This window comes from Bombilactobacillus sp. ESL1187 (assembly GCF_058107155.1).
Map to the genome: position 1 here is coordinate 1,340,233 of NZ_JBYLTZ010000001.1, position 22,209 is coordinate 1,362,441.

At 39.1% G+C, this 22,209-nt stretch carries 16 protein-coding genes, 8 tRNA genes and 3 rRNA genes; 26 read left to right on the forward strand and 1 reads right to left on the reverse strand.

From position 1 onward, the window contains the following. Window positions 1-7: 7 nt before the first annotated feature. Window positions 8-466, forward strand: a complete 459-nt coding sequence (tsaE, locus tag AC3B5B_RS06220) for a tRNA (adenosine(37)-N6)-threonylcarbamoyltransferase complex ATPase subunit type 1 TsaE (protein WP_489769643.1) — start codon at window positions 8-10, stop codon at window positions 464-466. Between the two features lie 45 nt (window positions 467-511). Here tsaE and AC3B5B_RS06225 read toward each other — a convergent pair whose 3' ends face one another. Continuing rightward, entirely contained in the window at window positions 512-1,048 is a 537-nt protein-coding gene (locus AC3B5B_RS06225) for a 3'-5' exonuclease (RefSeq protein ID WP_489758305.1), read from the reverse strand. A gap of 91 nt (window positions 1,049-1,139) precedes the next feature. Here AC3B5B_RS06225 and murB point away from each other — a divergent pair, with 91 nt between their 5' ends. The 25 genes from murB (at window position 1,140) to metK (ending at window position 22,204) form a co-directional block, all read left to right on the forward strand. Beyond that, the gene (gene murB, locus AC3B5B_RS06230; protein ID WP_489769644.1) at window positions 1,140-2,078 is read left to right on the forward strand and encodes a UDP-N-acetylmuramate dehydrogenase; all 939 of its coding nucleotides are present in this window, start codon (window positions 1,140-1,142) and stop codon (window positions 2,076-2,078) included. A gap of 8 nt (window positions 2,079-2,086) precedes the next feature. Beyond that, window positions 2,087-2,923: a diadenylate cyclase CdaA gene (gene cdaA, locus AC3B5B_RS06235; protein ID WP_489758307.1), complete on the forward strand. Its 837-nt coding sequence runs from the start codon at window positions 2,087-2,089 to the stop codon at window positions 2,921-2,923. After that, on the forward strand, window positions 2,923-3,924 hold the full coding sequence (locus AC3B5B_RS06240; protein ID WP_489758308.1) for a CdaR family protein: 1,002 nt from the start codon (window positions 2,923-2,925) through the stop codon (window positions 3,922-3,924). The genes cdaA and AC3B5B_RS06240 overlap by 1 nt, the downstream gene beginning before the upstream one ends. Before the next feature lie 15 nt (window positions 3,925-3,939). Then, window positions 3,940-5,301: a phosphoglucosamine mutase gene (gene glmM / locus AC3B5B_RS06245; protein ID WP_489769645.1), complete on the forward strand. Its 1,362-nt coding sequence runs from the start codon at window positions 3,940-3,942 to the stop codon at window positions 5,299-5,301. 198 nt (window positions 5,302-5,499) lie between these two features. Next, window positions 5,500-6,141 (forward strand): deoxynucleoside kinase, encoded by a 642-nt coding sequence (locus AC3B5B_RS06250; protein WP_489758320.1) that lies wholly within the window; start codon window positions 5,500-5,502, stop codon window positions 6,139-6,141. Between the two features lie 69 nt (window positions 6,142-6,210). Next, on the forward strand, window positions 6,211-6,702 hold the full coding sequence (locus tag AC3B5B_RS06255) for a QueT transporter family protein (RefSeq protein WP_489758310.1): 492 nt from the start codon (window positions 6,211-6,213) through the stop codon (window positions 6,700-6,702). Window positions 6,703-6,801: 99 nt separating this feature from the next. After that, the gene (locus tag AC3B5B_RS06260) at window positions 6,802-8,001 is read left to right on the forward strand and encodes a glycosyltransferase family 4 protein (protein ID WP_489769646.1); all 1,200 of its coding nucleotides are present in this window, start codon (window positions 6,802-6,804) and stop codon (window positions 7,999-8,001) included. Then, window positions 7,994-9,028 carry a glycosyltransferase family 4 protein gene (locus tag AC3B5B_RS06265; protein ID WP_489769647.1) on the forward strand — a complete coding sequence of 345 codons (1,035 nt, stop codon included), beginning with the start codon at window positions 7,994-7,996 and terminating at the stop codon, window positions 9,026-9,028. Before AC3B5B_RS06260 ends, AC3B5B_RS06265 begins: the two co-directional genes overlap by 8 nt. Further along, a complete protein-coding gene (locus tag AC3B5B_RS06270; protein ID WP_489769648.1) occupies window positions 9,028-10,077 on the forward strand; it encodes a lysylphosphatidylglycerol synthase transmembrane domain-containing protein in 1,050 nt (349 codons plus the stop codon). Before AC3B5B_RS06265 ends, AC3B5B_RS06270 begins: the two co-directional genes overlap by 1 nt. Beyond that, the gene (locus tag AC3B5B_RS06275; RefSeq protein ID WP_489758314.1) at window positions 10,074-12,140 is read left to right on the forward strand and encodes an LTA synthase family protein; all 2,067 of its coding nucleotides are present in this window, start codon (window positions 10,074-10,076) and stop codon (window positions 12,138-12,140) included. The genes AC3B5B_RS06270 and AC3B5B_RS06275 overlap by 4 nt, the downstream gene beginning before the upstream one ends. Before the next feature lie 17 nt (window positions 12,141-12,157). Further along, window positions 12,158-12,613: a Fur family transcriptional regulator gene (locus AC3B5B_RS06280; RefSeq protein ID WP_489758315.1), complete on the forward strand. Its 456-nt coding sequence runs from the start codon at window positions 12,158-12,160 to the stop codon at window positions 12,611-12,613. Between the two features lie 273 nt (window positions 12,614-12,886). Next, window positions 12,887-14,453 (forward strand): 16S ribosomal RNA (locus tag AC3B5B_RS06285). A 96-nt stretch (window positions 14,454-14,549) separates the two neighbouring features. Then, window positions 14,550-14,623: transfer RNA gene (locus AC3B5B_RS06290), tRNA-Ile, on the forward strand. Window positions 14,624-14,634: 11 nt separating this feature from the next. Beyond that, window positions 14,635-14,707, forward strand: a tRNA-Ala gene (locus tag AC3B5B_RS06295). 108 nt (window positions 14,708-14,815) lie between these two features. Further along, window positions 14,816-17,732, forward strand: a 23S ribosomal RNA gene (locus AC3B5B_RS06300). A gap of 73 nt (window positions 17,733-17,805) precedes the next feature. Further along, window positions 17,806-17,922: ribosomal RNA gene (gene rrf / locus AC3B5B_RS06305) — 5S ribosomal RNA — on the forward strand. Together the 16S, 23S and 5S rRNA genes with 8 tRNA genes alongside form the textbook arrangement of a ribosomal RNA operon. Window positions 17,923-17,931: 9 nt before the next feature. Then, a tRNA-Asn gene (locus tag AC3B5B_RS06310) sits at window positions 17,932-18,004 on the forward strand. Window positions 18,005-18,013: 9 nt separating this feature from the next. Then, window positions 18,014-18,104 (forward strand) — tRNA-Ser (locus tag AC3B5B_RS06315). Window positions 18,105-18,117: 13 nt separating this feature from the next. Further along, window positions 18,118-18,189: transfer RNA gene (locus AC3B5B_RS06320), tRNA-Glu, on the forward strand. A gap of 5 nt (window positions 18,190-18,194) precedes the next feature. After that, window positions 18,195-18,267: transfer RNA gene (locus AC3B5B_RS06325), tRNA-Val, on the forward strand. Window positions 18,268-18,295: 28 nt separating this feature from the next. Further along, window positions 18,296-18,367: transfer RNA gene (locus AC3B5B_RS06330), tRNA-Glu, on the forward strand. A gap of 5 nt (window positions 18,368-18,372) precedes the next feature. Further along, window positions 18,373-18,445 (forward strand) — tRNA-Val (locus AC3B5B_RS06335). Window positions 18,446-18,538: 93 nt separating this feature from the next. Then, complete coding sequence (locus tag AC3B5B_RS06340) at window positions 18,539-18,730, forward strand: helix-turn-helix transcriptional regulator (RefSeq protein WP_489769649.1); 192 nt, start codon at window positions 18,539-18,541, stop codon at window positions 18,728-18,730. 991 nt (window positions 18,731-19,721) lie between these two features. Further along, on the forward strand, window positions 19,722-20,897 hold the full coding sequence (locus AC3B5B_RS06345) for a class I SAM-dependent methyltransferase (RefSeq protein ID WP_489757722.1): 1,176 nt from the start codon (window positions 19,722-19,724) through the stop codon (window positions 20,895-20,897). 107 nt (window positions 20,898-21,004) lie between these two features. After that, window positions 21,005-22,204, forward strand: a complete 1,200-nt coding sequence (gene metK / locus AC3B5B_RS06350) for a methionine adenosyltransferase (RefSeq protein ID WP_489769650.1) — start codon at window positions 21,005-21,007, stop codon at window positions 22,202-22,204. Window positions 22,205-22,209: the final 5 nt, after the last annotated feature.

Below are 22,209 nucleotides of genomic sequence, written 5' to 3' on the forward strand. Positions count from 1 at the left end.
TCAAATAATGGAAAAAATAACTTATAGTGCATCCGAAACGATCCAGTATGGTTGTCAATTAGCGCAACTTTTATTACCTGGTGATTTATTGCTCTTAGATGGCGATCTGGGAGCTGGCAAAACGACTTTTACACAAGGAATTGCCCAAGGGCTAGGGATTAAGCGCCCAGTTAAAAGTCCGACTTTTACGTTGATTCGCGAGTATCCGCAAGCTAAATATCCGTTGTATCATATGGATATGTACCGCTTGGAAAATGCCTCGGCTGATGATTTAGGTTTGCAGGAGTACTTTGATGGTTCGGGAATCGTAATTGTAGAGTGGTCACAGTTCATCAAAGAACAATTGCCACCGAATTATTTGCGGATTAATATTGAGCGGATGGATGAAGTAACCAGAAAATTGCAATTTCAACCACAAGGTACGCGTTACCAAACGCTGCTACAAAAACTTGCGACAATTAATTAACTAAAAAATCTCTGTTGAATAAAAATATTTGACAGAGATTTTTTATTAATCTTTTAATTGAATTAAATCTTGTAATGCGTCAGCTCCAAATTGTGCTTGTGTTTGTAATAAAATCTCAGCACAAGCTAATGTATCATCTAAGGCATGATGGTGATGTTCTAAATCAATTCCTAAGGCTTCACAAACGGTATTTAAACGATGATTTGGTAAATCGGGAAAAAATTTACGAGAAGTTTTGAGGGTATCAATTACGTGATAACATGGCGGAGTGATTTGATACTTTTGTAAGCAGTTTTTTAAAACGCGGGTATCAAAGGCAGCATTATGCGCCGTGATTAAATGCTGCTGATTAAATAATACTTTAATGTGCGACCAGACTTGCTCAAAGGTCGGTGCTGTTTGGACATCTTGTGGACGAATGTGATGAATCGCAATATTACGCCGATTAAAGGGTGCCTGGGGATTGATCAATGTATAAAAAGTATCGATAATTTGATTGTTTTCAATTAAAGCGAGCGCTAAAGAACAAGCACTATCAGCTTGATTATTGGCCGTTTCAAAATCCATTGCCACAAAATCCATGGAAAAACCTCACAATTACAAACTTATTTTTAAAATTCATTATATACTATAATGGTGTTATTAGGGAAAACAGTTAGTTAGGAGATTGATCATGCAAGACAAAGTAAGAAATCAATTTTTAGATGATCTACAATTAAAAAAACAATTATTAGCATTACCAGTGGAAATTAAAGTTGCTGATTCCCTGAGTAACTATACATTTACTAAAACCGGTGGTCCGGGCGATTATGTTGCTTTTCCACAAACTTTGGCGGAATTACAATTATTGACTGACTTTGCGCGAGAAAAACAATTGCCGATAACGGCTTTAGGTAATTCCAGTAATTTAATTATTAAAGATGGTGGTATTAAAGGTTTAGTCATTATCTTAACTAAATTAAACCAAATTGTAGTGCACGAGCAGCAAATCACCGCTCAAGCGGGAGCCAGTTTAATTGAAGTAACTAAAGCTGCGAGTCGAGCGGGGTTAAGTGGTTTAGAATTTGCTGCGGGTATTCCGGGCAGTGTCGGCGGAGCCGCTTTTATGAACGCCGGAGCTTATGGTGGTGAAGTTAGTACAGTAATTACACAGATTCAAGAAATTTTACCTACGGGTCAATTAGTAACTATTAAAAAACAAGATTTAAATTTTGCTTATCGCCATAGTGTGGTGCAGGAAAATCACGGCATTGTGACGGCTGTGACGTTTACGTTAGTACCTGGCGATGCACATAAAATTCAAGCTAAAATGGACGAATTAAATGCTTTAAGGCGGGCTAAGCAGCCACTAGAATATCCGTCTTGTGGGAGTGTTTTTAAACGTCCAGAGGGTTACTTTACCGGTCCTTTAATTATTAAGGCGGGTTTACAAGGGAAGATTATTGGTGGTGCGCAGATTTCACAGAAACATGCGGGCTTTATTATTAATTTGGGAACAGCGACTGCCAGTGATTATTTGGCGTTAATTAAATTAATTCAAGCCACTGTGCAAGAAAAATTTGGTGTTGCTTTAGAAACTGAAGTGCGGATTATCGGTGAAGATCAGAGGTGAAAGTAAGCGTGCAAAATTGGTTAAGCCATCTTTTTACGTTAAATTCTTTAACAAATGTTATTGATATTTTATTTGTGTGGTTTTTAGTTTATAAATTATTAATGATGATTCGGGGCACTAAGGCCATTCAGCTATTAAAGGGACTATTTATCATTTTGATCATTAAACTAGTCAGTTGGTTCTTTAATTTACGGACGATTGCCTATTTGACAGATCAAATTTTTAATTGGTCAGTCATAGCAGTTATCATTATTTTTACTCCAGAGATTCGTCGCGGCTTAGAAAAATTGGGCCGTTCGCCATTGTTTTTTTCCATGCGTGACGAACAAAAAGATTTAAGTAATAATTTAATTGATGCCTTGGATAAAGCAATTCAGTATATGTCCAAACGCCGAATTGGGGCTTTAATTACGTTAAAAATGAATACCGGCTTAGAAGAATATGTAGAGACTGGAATTAAGCTGGACGCTGATGTGACCGGCGAGTTATTAATTAATATTTTTATTCCTAATACGCCTTTACATGACGGTGCAGTTATCATCAATCAAAATAAAATTGAAGTTGCTGCAGCATATTTGCCGTTGTCGGAAAGTAATGCCATTCCGAAAAAATTAGGCACTAGGCACCGAGCGGCCGTGGGGATTAGTGAAGTAACTGATGCTTTGACGATTGTGGTTTCGGAGGAAACTGGTGGGGTGATGATTACGCATAAAAACCATATGATGTTAGATCTTAGCCGGGATGATTACTTGAATTATTTACGGGCCCAATTAGCTCCCACAACGCCACAATCCAATTCAATTTTTAAGAAATTTTTGGCACATTTCCAGAAAGGAAATAACTAATGAAAAAGTGGCGCAAATTCATTGATTCTAAATATTTTTATTTGTTATTATCCTTTTTGGTAGCCTTATGGCTGTACTGGAGCGTCTCCTTACCTAGTATTGGCAGTACCCGAAATGGGGTAACTGCTGGCAATGTGGTTAATGCTAACAAAACTGTTACCTTTAATATGAAATTACAGGTAAATTCCGATGCGGAAAATTATTTTATTACTGGTTATCCTAAACAAGTACGCGTCAAATTGGAGGGCCCCTCAGCCCTAGTTACGGCGACCAAGAACACACATAATTTTACGGTGTATATTAATCTGCACAATTTAAGTGTAGGTCATCATCGTGTTTTAATTCATCAAAGTGGTTTAAATCGCGATCTAAAATACTCTATCAAGCCGCATTATGTCGAAGTTGATATTGAGCCGAAGGCTCAACAAGTATTTCCGATTCAAGCTAAATATAATGCGAAGCAAATTGCTCCGGGTTATATCGGTGGCGATGCTAGTGTGGATCCGCAGGTGGTTCAAGTCGTTGGTGCGCGCAGTGAAGTTCAGCGAATTAGTCAAGTGGTGGCCCATGCTAAGTTACCTCATGGTACATCAACCGATTTTCATCAAGAAGTTTTATTGCAAGCGTTAGATGCTCAAGGGCGCACGTTATCAGTCCTGTTAACTCCACAGACTACCCGGGTTAAAGTTCCCGTCAGTTTACCGAGTAAAAAAGTAAACTTAAAATTTGTACCAAAAAATCTACCCGAAAATAAAAATTATCATATCACTTCGGATGTCGCTGCAGTACGCGTTTATGCTAAGAAAACGGTATTGGATAATCTTAATGAATTAGAAATTCCAATCGACGTTTCTAAGATGGGAACTAAAAAATCAAAAGTTATTACAATTAATCAAGTAAAATCTGATATTATAGATTCGAGTCCACGAACTATTAAGGTCTATTTAAAAACTGGTGATGATCAATCTTCAACAGTTAATCCAGCTTCAATAAATAATTAGAATAAGAGGATAAAAATGGTTAAATATTTTGGTACTGATGGTGTCCGCGGTATTGCGAATAAAGAATTAACACCGGAGCTAGCTTTTTGCTTGGGACGTGCTGGTGGTTTTGTATTGTCCCAACAAAAAGATAGTGACGAAGATCGAGCAGTAGTTTTGGTGGCACGTGATACTCGTAAATCGGGACAAATGTTAGAAACAGCATTAATTTCCGGATTATTATCAGTCGGGATTGAAGTTTTAAATTTAGGAGTGATTACGACTCCAGCAGTGGCTTACTTAGTTAAAGTCCAAGGAGCTGATGCCGGCATTATGATCTCGGCGTCACATAACCCAGCCAGCGATAATGGTATCAAATTTTTTGGTCCAGATGGTTATAAGCTCAAGGATGCTACTGAAGAAGAAATTGAACACTTCTTGGATCAACCAGAAGATTCTTTGCCGCGGCCTTCAGCTGAAGGCATTGGTACTTTGGAGGACTATAAGGAAGGCTCTTTGAAATACTTAGAGTTCTTACGGCAGAGTATTTCTGATGATTTATCAGGAGTAAAAGTGGTGTTAGATGGTGCTAACGGTTCAACTAGTCAATTAGTCAGCAAGTTATTTGCAGATTTGAACGTTGATTTTACTACGATTGCTACTAATCCTGATGGGGTTAATATTAATAATGGTGTTGGTTCTACGCATCCAGAAAAATTAGCGCGAGAAGTGGTTAAGCAGGGGGCGCAAGTCGGATTAGCCTTTGATGGTGATGGTGACCGCTGTATTGCTGTTGATGAAAAGGGGAATATTGTTGACGGCGATAAAATTATGTTTATTCTGGGCAACTATTTTAAAGCCCACGGTCGTTTGAAAAAGGATACTATTGTTACTACAGTGATGAGTAATTTGGGCTTATACAAAGCTATTGAAGCGAACGGTATGAAGTCCGTTCAAACGGATGTTGGTGATCGCCATGTGGCTGCTGAAATGGTTCAGAATGGCTATAACTTAGGTGGCGAACAATCAGGTCATGTGATTATTTTTGATTTGCATAACACAGGTGATGGGATGTTAACCGGCATTCAGTTGTTAAACGTTGTTAAACAAACTGGTCAACAATTGTCGCAACTAGCAGCGCCAGTAAAAACTTATCCACAAGTATTAATTAATGTGAAAGTGCAAAATAAAAATGATTGGCAAAATTATCCTGCCATTCAAGAGGCCATTGATACAGTTGAAAAGGAAATGAATGGTGATGGTCGAGTTTTAGTTCGCCCTAGTGGAACTGAAGCTTTACTCCGGGTAATGATTGAAGCTGCTACTAGAGAAGATGCCCAACGTTTTGGCAACCAAATTGCGAGTGTTGTTCAAAAAGAAATGGGATTGGATGCTTAAATTATTTTGATTGATTAAACAGGCTAGACTCCGTGAAAACTAAAATAGTAATTTACGGAGTCTAGCTTTTTTATTGCTCTCATAGAGATTAGTTAATTGTTGACAACTACTAGATTTAGTAGTAACCCAAAGTTGAGCTACAATATGTGTGGGGTATGTGCTATTATAGATAAGGATTTTTTAAGGAGGGCAAACATGATGATAGTTTTAAGTGGTATGATTGGGGCAGGTAAAAGTAGCCTAGCAACGCTTGTTTCAGAGCATTTAGGAACACAAGCTTTTTATGAACAAGTTGATGATAATCCCGTCTTACCCTTGTTTTATGATGATCCTAAAAAGTATGCATTTTTATTACAAATTTATTTTTTAAACAAGCGTTTTGCTTCTATTAAGCGAGCTTTGTCTGATGATAACAATGTTTTAGACCGTTCAATTTATGAAGACTCTTTATTCTTCCATATCAATGCCGATATGGGACGAGCTACTAAACAAGAAGTGCAAGTTTATGATGAATTATTAGATAATATGATGGAAGAGTTGCCATATGCTGCTCATAAAAAAGCGCCTGATTTATTAGTACATTTGGATGTTTCTTATGAGAAAATGTTGGAGCATATTAAAAAACGGGGGCGCTCTTATGAACAACCTGAAAATGACCCTTCACTAATTGATTATTATCATAATTTGTTAGGACGCTATGATCGGTGGTACGAGGATTATCATTATAGTCCTAAAATGAAGATTAGTTGTGATCAATATGACTTTGTTGAAAATGAAGAGGATCGCAAAAAAGTTTTACAGTTAATTGATAATAAGTTACAAGAGCGTGATTTGTTATAAAAAAATTTGAGACAGTTTGGAGAACTCCAGGAAAACCTGTCTTTAAACAAAGATGATGGAGGATTTATTTTGAAAAAATATTTTGCAGAGTTTTCAACTCATGATTGGATTTTAAATGCGCTAATGGCAGCAATCTATGTGGTATTGACCATTACCCCACCTTTAAATTCTTTAGCCTACGGCAATATTCAACTACGCATCTCAGAAGTTTTAGTCATGTTACCTTTTTACAATAAAAAGTTTATTCCCGGCTTAACCTTAGGCTGTTTTATTACTAATTTATTTAGCCCGACGGCGGCGGTGGATATTTTTGTCGGAACTTTTGCGTCGTTACTAACTTTCTTATTAATAATTCATCTTCACAAAGGCTATTGGGTCCCCGTGATTGCTGGCATTGTTAACGGTGTGATTGTGGGGTTGGAACTCAACATTATGACGAAGGCACCATTATTTTTAACGATAGTATATATTTTTATTGGTGAGTTTATTGCAGTATTGATTGGATATATTTTGTTTTCCATTTTGTGGAAAAATCGGCAATTTAAAAAGTTGCTTTCCTAAAGCAGTTGAAAAACTGCTTTTTTTATTACGATAATATGTTTTGGCGACTTATTTTGTTATAATTAGGCATATCAACCTGATTTAAGGGAGTATGAAATAATGAATATTGGGATATTTACGGATACTTATTTCCCCCAAGTTAGTGGTGTAGCAACGTCTATTCAAACTTTAAAGAATGACTTAGAACGTAAGGGAGATACAGTTTATATTTTTACAACCTCTGATCCGCATGTTGCTAAAAATACTGTGGAACCTAATATTTTTCGTTTAGGCAGTATTCCGTTTATTTCGTTTACCGATCGGCGTATTGCGTATCGTGGAATGTTTCATGCATTAAAATTGGCAAAAGAATTAGATTTAGATATTGTGCATACGCAAACGGAATTTTCACTGGGACTGATTGGTAAGTTTGTTGCGCATAGCTTAAAAATTCCGTGTGTGCACACGTATCACACGATGTATGAAGATTACTTGCACTATGTTTTGAATGGTCATTTATTAAAGCCAGCACACGTTAAGCAAATGTCCAAGTTATTTATTTCCGGAATGTCTGGTGTGATTGCGCCTAGTCAACGAGTTTATGATACTTTACGCGGTTACGGTATTAAAACACCGATGCAAATTATTCCAACCGGAGTTGATTTGTCGGCTTTTACCCAGCAACTTGACCCACAACCGTTGTTACAACGTTGGCAACTAACTGATCGGCATCCTATTTTATTGACGCTCAGTCGTATTGCCAATGAAAAAAAGATTGAATTATTAATTCAACAGTTACCACAATTAATTAAATATTATCCCGAACTAATTTTAGTCATTGTTGGTGGTGGCCCCGATAAATCTGATTTAGTCCAACAGGTTCAACAGTTAAGTTTACAACAACACGTTTTATTTACTGGTGAAGTTGATCATGATCACGTGGCGCCATATTATCAAATGGCAGATTTGTTTGTTTCCGCTAGTGATACGGAATCACAGGGCTTAACATTTATTGAGGCATTAGCTTCTGGTTTAAAGTGTGTGGTGCGTTCGAGTCCTTACACTGATAATTTACTTGATGATCCAGCACTTGGAGTCACTTATGAAGATCCCAAACAGTTCGCTAATTTAGTGTTACAATATTTGGATCATCCAAGAGCTTTTGATGATCCGGAACCACGAAAGAAAAAATTACATGAAATTTCAGCCGATTTATTTGGTGATCAAGTCTTAAACTTTTATCAAGATGCTTATAAATATTTTTTACGTAAAAAATTAGCTAATGAGCCATTAAAGGACGGTCAATATTACGATGATTAAAATCACGATGTTTTCGTCATCACAAAAAGTAGCAGGTCAAGGAGTTGGCAGTGCTTATACTGAGTTGATGCAATTATTAAATACTTCTTTAAGTCAAGATTTTCAAATAAATGTCAATGATTTTGTCCACACCAGCGATATTAGTCACTATCATACCGTTGATCCGCAGTTTTATGCTTCTACTTTTATGAAAAATCGTGGCCGAAAAATTGGTTATGTTCATTTTTTGCCAGAAACACTACAAGGCAGTTTGCGAATTCCTAAAATGGCGCAAGGGCTAGTTAGCAAATATATTATTTCATTTTATCAACGCATGGATCATTTGATTGTGGTTAATCCGAGTTTTATTCCTAAGTTAGCACAACATGGGATTGACCCACAAAAAGTGACGTATATTCCAAATTTTGTCTCGAACATGGAATTTTACCGGTTTTCTGACAAAAAACGGAATCAAGTTCGGGCTCAATTGGGTTTGGCTCCAACTGATTTCATGGTTTTTGGCGATGGTCAAGTGCAAAAACGTAAAGGTATTGATGATTTTTATCGCTTAGCGGTGGAAAATCCTGATGTTCAATTTATTTGGGCCGGTGGTTTTTCGTTTGGTGCAATTACTGACGGCTATGACCGTTATAAACAGATGATTCGCCAAGCACCGAAAAATTTAACTTTTACAGATATTATTCCGCGTACGCAATTAAACGAATATTTAAATGCGGCTGATTTATTTTTATTACCTTCGTATGATGAATTGTTCCCAATGTCGGTGCTAGAAGCCTTTAATACAGGCACACCAGTAATGTTGCGTGATTTGGAACTTTACCAAGCAATTATTGCTGATAAATATCGTCCAGCTCAGGACTATGCAGCCATGAATCAAGCTTTACGAGAATTGCAACATGATCCAGAACAATTAGCGGCTTTAGCACAAAAAGCGATTAGTGCTGCTCATTATTATTCACAAGAACATTTGAGCCGAATTTGGCATGATTTTTATTTAAACCAATTTCAACAGATGAGGAACGATTAATGAATCGTAAAAATTTTGGAGCAATGTTAGTAATGCTCGCGATTGGCGGGGGAATCTTTGCTTTTGAAATTCATAAAACTAACTTGCAATCATTGTTGCATCAAGCAACCACTATCAATTGGTGGTGGCTACTGATCGCTTTTGGATCAATGTTTTGTTCGTTCTTTTTTGAGGCTTTAGTTTTAAAAGTTTTGTTGCAGAATCGTGATGATGAGTTACATCATTGGTGGAATATTTTAAGAATTCCTTGGATCCAAGCTTTATTTAACGCGATTACACCTTTTTCTTCGGGTGGACAACCCGCACAAATCGTTTCTTTAGTTCAATCAGGGGTCGAGGTAGGCCGTGGTAGTTCAGTTCTATTAATGAAATTTGTTATATATCAAACGATTGTTTTAATTAACTTTATCATTGCAATGCTTTTTCAATTTGACCAAATTGCGCACCATTTTGCCGGATTAGCTATCTTGATTGTTTGTGGTTTTTTGTTACACGTTGTGACAATTGGTGTATTATTAATGATTATGTTTTATTATCGTTTTACGCGCCAAGTAACATTATTAATCATGAAATTTGTCGGTTTGTTTGTTAATACAACCAAAGTACAGCATTGGACAACTAAGGTGCTTAATAAAATTGACAATTTTTACCAAGAAAGTTTAATTTTAAAAAAAGAACGGCGAAAAGTTTGTAAAGCAGCTGTTTTGACTTTTATTCAATTAATTTTTTATTATTTAGTGGTTTATTTCACTTTGTTGGCTTTACACGTTCAACATGTTAATATCATTAACGTTTTAATTACACAAGTAATGATTGTCATGATCACATCCATTTTTCCTATTCCGGGTGGTACAGGTGGCGCTGAATATAGTTTTCGCACTTTATTCTCACAGTACATTAGCTTGCCAAGTCAACTGGTTTTAGGCATGTTTATTTGGCGCTTTATAACTTATTATCTAGGCATGTTTTTAGGAATTATTGCCATTGCATTTAAACCAATTAATGAACGTACTCAGTATTCGGTACGTGGAGGAAAGATTTCAGAATGAAGAACTTCGGAAAAAAATTAGCAAAAACTTTCAACACTAAGCTAGGCTTTTTTACTTTAGCGGTAGTTTTGTGTTGGATTAAAACTTATTTGATTTGTTTGAATAAGTTTAATTTAGGAATCAAGACGAGCATGCAGGCGTTTTTGTTATTCTTAAATCCTATTCCAACAACCATTTTATTATTAGGAATTGCGCTTTATTTGAAGGGGCGTAAATCATACATTTACATGATGATTATTGATCTAATTACGTCAACTTGGCTCTTTGCTAATATTTTATATTATCGAGAATTTTCGGATTTTTTAACTTTGACGTTAATTAAAGGTTCTAGTTCTGTTTCAAATAATCTGGGTACCAGTATTGTAGGAATTATTAGACCAACTGACTTTTTAGCTTTTGCAGATGTTTTAGTATTAATTATTTTGTTAGCTTTTAAAGTTGTGAAAATAGATATTCAAAAGTTAACTACGAAAATCCCTTTGACAATTACAGGTATTGCCATTGTTAGCTTTGGAATTAACTTAACTTTGGCACAACAGGATCGTTCAGGCTTATTAACCCGGACGTTTGATAATAATTATATTGTGAAATATTTAGGCTTAAATGCTTATTCGGTTTATGATACGGTCAAAGCTGCGAAAACTAGCGCAGTCAAAGCTAGTGCTGATAGTTCTGACATGAAGACAGTTAAGAACTATATGAGTAACAATTATGTTGCTCCGAATGTGCAATATACCGGAGTAGCTAAGGGTAAAAATGTTTTTGTGATTCATTTGGAAAGTTTCCAACAATTTTTATTAGATTTTAAATGGGATAATCAAGAAGTTACTCCCAATTTGAATAAGATTTATCATGAAAGTAATACTTTGAGTTTTGATAACTTCTTTAATCAAGTAGGACAAGGTAAGACTGCAGATGCCGAAATGATGATGGAAAATTCTTTATTTGGCTTGCCTGAAGGGGCAGCGATGGTAACTGACGGTACATCGAATACCTTTCAAGCTGCGCCAGCTATTTTAGATCAGCATGGTTATACAACCGCATCTTTTCATGGCGATGTACCTAGTTTTTGGAATCGCGATAACACTTATAAATCCTGGGGGTATAACTATTTCTTTAGCTCCAATTACTATAAGCAAAAGAAAAATTATAATGTTGGTTATGGTATGAAAGATAAGATCTTTATGAAGGATACTGCTAGTTATATCCAACAGTTGCCGCAACCTTTTTATGCTAAAGTGATTACCGTTACGAACCACTATCCGTATTTGTTAGATAAAAAGAATCAGACCATTTCTAAAACTAATACCGGTGATAAAACTGTTGATGGTTATGTACAAACAGCACATTATTTAGATCAATCAATTGGTGAATTTATGAATTGGTTGAAAGCTACAGGCTTAGATAAAAACAGTATGGTAGTCTTTTATGGGGATCACTACGGTATTTCAGGTAATCATAAGAAGGCTGTTGCTAAGTTATTAGGTAAGGACAAATTTAACGATTTTGATAATGCCCAATTTCAACGGGTACCATTTATGATTCATATGAATGGTTTGCAAGGTGGAGTTAATCACACGTACGGTGGTGAAATCGATGCATTACCAACAATTTTGAATTTATTGGGTGTTAATAATCGTAATAATATTCAATTTGGTTCTGATTTATTGTCGAATAAACATCCACAATTAGTTGCCTTTCGGAACGGAGACTTTGTATCCCCAGAATTTACGAAGGTCAACGGTGCTTACTACTATACTAAGAATGGTAAAGCGGCAAAAGACTTGACCCCAGAACAAAAAAGTCGTGTTGATGCTATGTCTAATAAAGTAGCAACTGAATTATCATTGTCGGATAAGATTATTACTGGTGATCTGCTGAGGTTCTACACACCAAAGGGGTTTGACAAAGTAAATAAAAAAGATTTTAATTATTCTAAAAAGAAATCCTTAAAGAAATTAAAGGCTCAGAATAAAAAAGATAAGTCTAGCTTGGAATATAAGAATAATAATAAATCATTAATGAATCTCTATCACACAGACGCTCCAGAGCTAGCTAATTAAGAAAGGAGTGGCTAAGTTTGGATACTGATCAATTTGAAGAAGAATTTCAGGAACAAGTTCAAGACCTAAGGCAACACAAAGTAAGGATGACTGAACAGAGATTGCTTATTTTGAAATATATGATGACCCATCAAAATCATCCTACAGCGGAAATGGTTTATAACGATCTCAAAGATGAGGTCACTTCCAATGTTAGTATTGCTACTGTCTATAATAATCTCAAGTTTTTGTCTAAAATAACTCCAATTAATGAATTGACCTATGATGATAGGTCAATTCATTTTGATTATTATCACCAAGAACATTTTCATGCAATTTGCCGAATTTGTGGGCAAGTTTACGATATTAATTATCATGATTATGAATCTTTAAAACGGCGGTTAATCAAGGATTCAGGGTTTGAAATAGAAAAAATCGAATTAAATATCCAAGGAATTTGCAAAAAATGTCAAAAAGGGGTTGCAAAAGGGTAAAAAAGTTGATAATATATTTTCTGTTGTCAATGAGTCATGCGCGTCACTGTTAAGCAAATAAAAAAAACAGTTGACAAGCTCATGATAAGATGATAAACTAAATAAGCCGCTTAATCAAGTGGTAATCAACAAAAAGTTAAGTAGATCTTTGAAAACTGAACAAAGTTTCTTTAAAAGCCAAGTGCTGGGTTCTTGAAAAAGAACCTGTCAATTTAAAAGTAATAAAGAAGACAAAGAACGTTAGAGTTCTAAGTCTGAGTCAACAAACTAACAAAAAATGAGAGTTTGATCCTGGCTCAGGACGAACGCTGGCGGCGTGCCTAATACATGCAAGTCGAGCGAGCAGAAGTAACGGAATACCTTCGGGTAGGAAGATATGGACGCGAGCGGCGGATGGGTGAGTAACACGTAGGTAACCTGCCCTTTAGCGGGGGATAACAATTGGAAACAGTTGCTAATACCGCATAAAGTGCTTAATCACATGATTAAGGAATGAAAGACGGTTTCGGCTGTCACTAAAGGATGGACCTGCGGCGTATTAGCTAGTTGGTGAGGTAAAGGCCCACCAAGGCGATGATACGTAGCCGACCTGAGAGGGTAATCGGCCACATTGGGACTGAGACACGGCCCAAACTCCTACGGGAGGCAGCAGTAGGGAATCTTCCACAATGGACGAAAGTCTGATGGAGCAACGCCGCGTGGATGAAGAAGGTTTTCGGATCGTAAAATCCTGTTGTTGAAGAAGAACGTGCTTGAGAGTAACTGCTCAAGTAGTGACGGTATTCAACCAGAAAGTCACGGCTAACTACGTGCCAGCAGCCGCGGTAATACGTAGGTGGCAAGCGTTGTCCGGATTTATTGGGCGTAAAGGGAGCGCAGGCGGTTTGAAAAGTCTGAATGTGAAAGCCCTCAGCTTAACTGAGGAAGTGCATCGGAAACTGTCAAACTTGAGTGCAGAAGAGGAGAGTGGAACTCCATGTGTAGCGGTGAAATGCGTAGATATATGGAAGAACACCAGTGGCGAAGGCGGCTCTCTGGTCTGTAACTGACGCTGAGGCTCGAAAGCATGGGTAGCGAACAGGATTAGATACCCTGGTAGTCCATGCCGTAAACGATGAGTGCTAAGTGTTGGGAGGTTTCCGCCTCTCAGTGCTGCAGCTAACGCATTAAGCACTCCGCCTGGGGAGTACGACCGCAAGGTTGAAACTCAAAGGAATTGACGGGGGCCCGCACAAGCGGTGGAGCATGTGGTTTAATTCGAAGCAACGCGAAGAACCTTACCAGGTCTTGACATCTCCTGAAAGCTGTAGAGATACAGGGTTCCCTTCGGGGACAGGAAGACAGGTGGTGCATGGTTGTCGTCAGCTCGTGTCGTGAGATGTTGGGTTAAGTCCCGCAACGAGCGCAACCCTTGTTACTAGTTGCCAGCATTAAGTTGGGCACTCTAGTGAGACTGCCGGTGACAAACCGGAGGAAGGTGGGGACGACGTCAAATCATCATGCCCCTTATGACCTGGGCTACACACGTGCTACAATGGATGGTACAACGAGAAGCGAACTCGTGAGGGCAAGCAGAACTCTAAAAACCATTCTCAGTTCGGATTGCAGGCTGCAACTCGCCTGTATGAAGTTGGAATCGCTAGTAATCGTGGATCAGCATGCCACGGTGAATACGTTCTCGGGCCTTGTACACACCGCCCGTCACACCATGAGAGTTTGTAATACCCAAAGCCGGTGGGGTAACCCTTCGGGGAGCTAGCCGTCTAAGGTAGGACAAATGATTAGGGTGAAGTCGTAACAAGGTAGCCGTAGGAGAACCTGCGGCTGGATCACCTCCTTTCTAAGGAAAAATAAACGGAAAGCAGTTGGCAAGAAACTTTGTTTAGTTTTGAGAGGTCTACTCTCAGGGCACCAAGAGACAAGCGCGAAAGAAATCGGGCCTATAGCTCAGCTGGTTAGAGCGCACGCCTGATAAGCGTGAGGTCGATGGTTCAAGTCCATTTAGGCCCATAGAATAGTACGGGGGTTTAGCTCAGCTGGGAGAGCACCTGCTTTGCAAGCAGGAGGTCATCGGTTCGATCCCGTTAACCTCCATTGACAGGAAACTGTCAAGGACATTAGTACTTTGAAAACTGAATATTATGAGAAGAAAGACACCGAGAATCGAGAGATTCGAAGAAAGTAAGAAACAGTAGTAATTAAGGTTAAGATAATAAGGGCGCACGGTGGATGCCTAGGTACTAGGAGCCGAAGAAGGACGCAACGAACAGCGAAATGCTCCGGGGAGTTGTAAGTAAACGAAGATCCGGAGATATCCGAATGGGGGAACCCGGCTAAGGTAAAACTTAGTCACACTGCGACGAAAGTTGTAAGTGAGGAAGACGTGGTGAACTGAAACATCTAAGTAGCCATAGGAAGAGAAAGAAAAATCGATTTCCTGAGTAGCGGCGAGCGAAACGGAAAGAGCCCAAACCAGAGAGCATGCTCTTTGGGGTTGTAGGACTGGGACGTGAGATAGTCGAAGATAGCTGAATCAGTTGGGAAGCTGAACCAGAGATAGTGATAGTCTAGTAGGCGAAATCAGAGACACTCTACCAGTATCCTGAGTACGGCGGGGCACGTGAAACCCCGTCGGAAGCAGGGAGGACCATCTCCCAAGGCTAAATACTCCCTAGTGACCGATAGAGAACAAGTACCGTGAGGGAAAGGTGAAAAGCACCCCGGAAGGGGAGTGAAATAGATCCTGAAACCGTGTGCCTACAAGTAGTCAGAGCTCGTTAAAGAGTGATGGCGTGCCTTTTGTAGAATGAACCGGCGAGTTACGATTGCGTGCGAGGTTAAGTTGAGAAGACGGAGCCGCAGCGAAAGCGAGTCTGAATAGGGCGAAAGAGAGTACGTAGTCGTAGACCCGAAACCAAGTGACCTACCCATGTCCAGGTTGAAGGTGCGGTAAAACGCACTGGAGGACCGAACCCACGTAAGTTGAAAATTGCGGGGATGAGGTGTGGGTAGCGGTGAAATTCCAAACGAACTTGGAGATAGCTGGTTCTCTCCGAAATAGCTTTAGGGCTAGCCTCGGAGAAGAGGATCTTGGAGGTAGAGCACTGTTTGGACTAGGGGCCCAACATGGGTTACTGAATTCAGATAAACTCCGAATGCCAAAGATCTTTCTCCGGGAGTCAGACGGTGAGTGATAAGATCCATCGTCGAAAGGGGAACAGCCCAGATCACCAGTTAAGGTCCCAAAATCCATACTAAGTGGAAAAGGAAGTGGAACTGCACAGACAACTAGGATGTTGGCTTAGAAGCAGCAACTCATTTAAAGAGTGCGTAATAGCTCACTAGTCGAGTGGTTCTGCGCCGAAAATGTACCGGGGCTAAGTATGGTACCGAAACTGTGGATGTGCATCGAAAGATGTACGTGGTAGGAGAGCGTTGTAAGCACGAAGAAGCCAGATCGAGAGGACTGGTGGAGAGCTTAGAAGTGAGAATGCCGGTATGAGTAGCGAAAGACCAGTGAGAATCTGGTCCACCGGATGACTAAGGTTTCCTGGGGAAGGCTCGTCCGCCCAGGGTTAGTCGGGACCTAAGATGAGGCCGAGAGGCGTAATCGATGGAAAACAGGTTGAGATTCCTGTACTGTTCAGTGTTGTTTGAACGATGGAGGGACGCAGGAGATGAATTGTGAGCATGCAGCTGGAAAAGCATGTCTAAGCAGCGAGTCTGGATATGAGTCAAATGCTTATAACCGCGAAGGATGAGTTGTGATAGGGAGCGAAATTAAAGTAGCGAAGCACAATAGTCACACTGCCGAGAAAAGCTTCTAGTGAGACACTGAATACCCGTACCGCAAACCGACACAGGTAGTCAAGGAGAGAATCCTAAGGTGAGCGAGAGAACTATCGTTAAGGAACTCGGCAAAATAGCCCCGTAACTTTGGAAGAAGGGGTGCTGGTGTAAGAGCCAGCCGCAGTGAAAAGGCCCAAACAACTGTTTATCAAAAACACAGGTCTCTGCAAAATCGTAAGATGACGTATAGGGGCTGACGCCTGCCCGGTGCTGGAAGGTTAAGAGGATGAGTTAGACTTCGGTCGAAGCCCAGAATTGAAGCCCCAGTAAACGGCGGCCGTAACTATAACGGTCCTAAGGTAGCGAAATTCCTTGTCGGGTAAGTTCCGACCCGCACGAAAGGCGTAATGATTTGGGCACTGTCTCAACGATAGACTCGGTGAAATTATAATACCCGTGAAGATGCAGGTTACCCGCGACAGGACGGAAAGACCCCATGGAGCTTTACTGTAGCTTGATATTGAGTTTTTGTGTAACATGTACAGGATAGGTAGGAGCCGTAGAGATCGGTACGCTAGTATCGAAGGAGGCGCTGGTGGGATACTACCCTTGTTATATGAAAGCTCTAACCCGCGCCGTTGAAGCACGGCGGGAGACAGTGTCAGGTGGGCAGTTTGACTGGGGCGGTCGCCTCCTAAACAGTAACGGAGGCGCCCAAAGGTTCCCTCAGAATGGTTGGAAATCATTCGTAGAGTGTAAAGGTAGAAGGGAGCTTGACTGCGAGACAGACAAGTCGAGCAGGGACGAAAGTCGGGCTTAATGATCCGGTGGCACCGTATGGAAGGGCCATCGCTCAACGGACAAAAGCTACCCTGGGGATAACAGGCTTATCTCCCCCAAGAGTTCACATCGACGGGGAGGTTTGGCACCTCGATGTCGGCTCATCGCATCCTGGGGCTGTAGTCGGTCCCAAGGGTTGGGCTGTTCGCCCATTAAAGCGGTACGCGAGCTGGGTTCAGAACGTCGTGAGACAGTTCGGTCCCTATCCGTCGCGGGCGTAGGAAATTTGAGAGGATCTGTCCTTAGTACGAGAGGACCGGGATGGACATACCACTGGTGTACCAGTTGTCTTGCCAAAGGCATAGCTGGGTAGCTAAGTATGGAAGGGATAAACGCTGAAAGCATCTAAGTGTGAAACCCACCTCAAGATGAGATTTCCCATTCAGTAATGAAGTAAGACCCCTCAAAGAAGATGAGGTAGATAGGTTGCGAGTGGAAGTGTAGTGATACATGGAGCTGAGCAATACTAATCGGTCGAGGGCTTAACCAAGGGTGTCGAGTAAGAACATAATATTCAGTTTTGAGAGGACTAAGGTTCTTTCAGAAGGTAAGAAGAGAGCAAGTGTGGTGGCGATAGCGAGGAGGAAACACCTGGAATCATGCCGAACACAGAAGTTAAGCTTCTCAGCGCCGAAAGTAGTTGGTGGGAAACTACCTGCGAGGATAGGTCGTTGCCATGCTGCTCTTATTCCGGTTTAGCTCAGTTGGTAGAGCATCTGACTGTTAATCAGGGTGTCGTCAGTTCGAGTCTGACAACCGGAGTTTTTATTTGGAGAGTTGTCCGAGTGGCTGAAGGAGCATGATTGGAAATCATGTATACGGGCTTTTACCTGTATCAAGGGTTCAAATCCCTTACTCTCCGTTAGCTTTTAGCTGACCCGTTGGTCAAGTGGTTAAGACACCGCCCTTTCACGGCGGTAACATGGGTTCAAATCCCGTACGGGTCATTTTTGGAAGATTAGCTCAGTTGGGAGAGCGTCTGCCTTACAAGCAGAGGGTCACAGGTTCGAGCCCTGTATCTTCCATTTTATTTTATAAATAAATATTTGTTCTGACCCGTTGGTCAAGTGGTTAAGACACCGCCCTTTCACGGCGGTAACATGGGTTCAAATCCCGTACGGGTCATTTTTGGAAGATTAGCTCAGTTGGGAGAGCGTCTGCCTTACAAGCAGAGGGTCACAGGTTCGAGCCCTGTATCTTCCATTTTTAATATCTTGGTAAAGCATTGATAATTAATTAATGCTTTTTTTGTGTTTATACTAGGTTTGACTAAAAGTGTTAAAGTTATTTGACATTATGAAGTGGAATACAATATGGAAAATAAGATTGCCAATTTTAAAAAAACAGCGTTATTCACAGGCGCAGTTAGCTGAATTAGCTAATGTTATACGGCAAACTGTTAATGCTATTGAAAATAATAAGTATGATCCGTTGTTGTTGGTTTGGGAGTGGTCATATGTTTTTGCATATTGTCACTTGGACCATTAAAAAATGTATACAATCAAAAATGGCACTTCCTAATTAGAAGTGTCATTTTTAATTCAGGTTTATGTTGATAAGCTAGACTATTTTGTTATCTTTGCTTTTATAAGGGAATTTTTCCTTTAGCGTTAGCTTCTTGTTTGCGAGTGGTTTAGTTACTGCTAATTATTAAAATTAGATCTGGATTACCAGCCAGACTGTACTTTTACTTTCGCAAATATTTTAGCATTAAAATTTAAATGAAGTAATTTAAAAAACTAAAAATTCCTCGCACAATATCTAATTGGTAATCGTTTAGTTTTAAATGGAGTAAATATTTAACTATTAAAATTATTAAAAAGCAACCTAAATAGCTCACAACTGCTAAGTTGGTTAAATAATGTAGTAGGTATAATCCCAATAAAACTACTCCAATGCAAAACCCACCGATAAAAATCTGGTGCGAGTTGTTAGTTAGTGTAGTCAGTAAAGTAAAAAAATTAATTAAAATAATATTTAAAATAATTTGGGCGGATAAAAAATGAAGTATTGGAAAAACAATGACAATACTACTAAAAATCGGCAGAAAAAAATTCCAGATAAAAGTTGAAACAGAATTATTAGCAATAAATAAGCAAATTAGTAATTCGCATAACCAAAGAATAAAGAGGTAGTGAGGGTACGATTGCAATTTTAACAAATAAGCAATTGCCAGACTGAATACGAAATAAATAAGATTGAAATATTTATTGGCTTTTAAGGGGTGGAAAATATTACTATAAACAACAATCAGAATTGTTAAGATTAACGACACCATACTATTGTGATCATAGTTGGTGGGGTATTTTAAAGTTAAAATCATCGGATAAATTAACAAACTTATGAGATTAGTTGCGGAATTGATTAGTTTCATTGCTGAACTCCTTTATGAAGACTAGTTTAATTTTACTAAATTTGAAGATTATTAGCTAATGGTGTAATGTAGGACTATTGGATTGAGAAATGAGGTCAATAATCTATGTTAGAAAAAACTTTTTATAAAGAGTTATTAAAAAATTCGTTTAATATTCCTCTTAAGGTAACCTATTGGGATGGTAAGACTGAAACTTATGGTACTGGCGATCCCCAAATTCATATTACTATTCATGAAGCTATTCCAATTAAAGAGATTGCAGCTAACGCTTCAATTGCTTTAGGTGAAGCGTATATGGATAAGAAAATTGAGATCGATGGCAGTATCGAAGATTTAATTTTAGCCGCTTATCAAAGTAAAGATAGCTTTTTATACAATAAAAAATTTAAACAATTTGTTTCCAACCGTCAACATTCAGAGAGTAAAAATCAAGAATATGTTCAAGATCATTACGATATTGGTAATGACTTTTATAAACTTTGGTTAGATGAGACGCTAACTTATTCTTGTGCGTATTTTGAACATGAAGATGATGATTTAAAAACTGCACAGTTGAATAAAGTTAATCATATTTTGAAAAAGTTAGATCCTCAACCAGGCAAAACGTTATTAGATATTGGTTGTGGCTGGGGTACTTTAATGCTGACTGCTGCACAAAAATATGATTTAAAGGTTACGGGCATTACTTTAAGTGAAGAACAGTATAAATATGTGACTGCACAGATTGAAAAATTAGGTCTGCAAGATCGCGCAGAAATCTTATTGACGGACTACCGTGAACTGAAGGGCCGTCAGTGGGATTACATTGTTTCTGTGGGCATGTTTGAACATGTAGGTGAGGAAAACTTGCCAGGTTATTTCCAAGATGTTAGTGATTTCTTAGTTGACAATGGTAAAGCGTTGATTCACGGAATTACGATGCAAACACAACATGGTGGTTCCAATGGCTGGATTGATAAGTGGATTTTCCCAGGTGGGTACATTCCCGGCTTAACAGAAAATATCCAAAATATTATTGGTTCCGGATTGCAAATTGCTGATACTGAAATGTTACGTAGACATTATCAAAAAACCCTTGAAATTTGGGATCATAATTTCCAAGCTAAATTACCAGAAGTCATTGAGATGATGGACGAACGTTTTAGTCGCATGTGGGATTTGTATTTACAAGCTTGTGCTGCTTCCTTTGCCTCCGGACATATTGATGTTGTGCAATATCTGTTAACTAAGGGTCCTTCTGGAACTGGCTTGCCAATGACTCGTGATTATGTTTATAAATAATTAAGTATTAATGTTTTTAAATATGTGATAACATATTTTAGTTAACTAAATTCCCGATGGGGCTATTTAGCTTACCTGTAACCTAAATTCAAGGGGGAAGTATTTTTATGGAAAAAGAACGTCATTTCTTTACATCGGAATCTGTTTCAGAAGGACATCCAGATAAAATAGCTGATCAAATTAGTGATGCTATTTTGGATGCTATTTTAGCTAAGGATCCGCAAGCACGGGTTGCTTGTGAGACTACAGTGACCACTGGATTAGTTTTGGTTGCTGGCGAAATATCAACGACCGCTTACGTTGATATGCAAGCTATTGTACGTCAAACGATTCGTGAAATTGGCTATACGGATTCGGCTTACGGTTTTGATGCTGATACTTGTGCCGTGATTATTGCGGTTGATCAACAATCGCCTGATATTGCGCAAGGGGTGGATGACGCCTTAGAAAAAAGAGATTCAGACAATGATACTGATCCGCTAGATCAAATTGGTGCTGGCGATCAAGGCTTGATGTTTGGTTATGCTACCAATGAAACACCAGAGTTTATGCCTTTGCCGATTATCTTGGCTCACAAGTTGGTTTATAAGGTGACTCAGGTCCGCAAACAACATGAATTGACTTATTTACGCCCAGATTCAAAGGCGCAAGTTACTGTCGAATATGATGATAACTGGAAAGCTTTACGGGTTGATACAGTTGTTTTAAGTACGCAGCATGATCCGGATGTCAAGTTAGCTGATTTACGGCAAGATGTGATTGAAAAAGTGATTAAACAAGTTATTCCAGCTGAATTATTGGATGCTGAAACTAAATTCTTTATTAATCCAACTGGACGCTTCGTTTTAGGTGGTCCAAGTAGTGATACTGGATTAACTGGTCGTAAAATTATTGTCGATACCTATGGTGGTTTTGCTCATCATGGTGGTGGAGCTTTCTCCGGTAAAGATGCGACTAAGGTTGATCGTTCAGCTAGTTATGCGGCACGTTATGTGGCTAAAAATTTAGTTGCTGCTGGGGTCGCTGATCAAATTGAAATTCAATTAGCTTATGCGATCGGGGTAGCACGTCCAGTTTCTATTAATGTTAATACCTTTAATACAAGTGATTATAGTGATTCGCAAATTGTGCAAGCTATTCGGGAAGTCTTTGATTTAAGACCAGCCGGAATTATTGAAATGTTAGATCTAAAGCGGCCAATTTATAAGCAAACGGCTGCTTATGGCCATTTTGGGCGCACTGATGTGCAATTACCATGGGAACAATTAGACAAAGTTACAGCGATTCAGCAAGCTATTCAAAAGTAGGGATA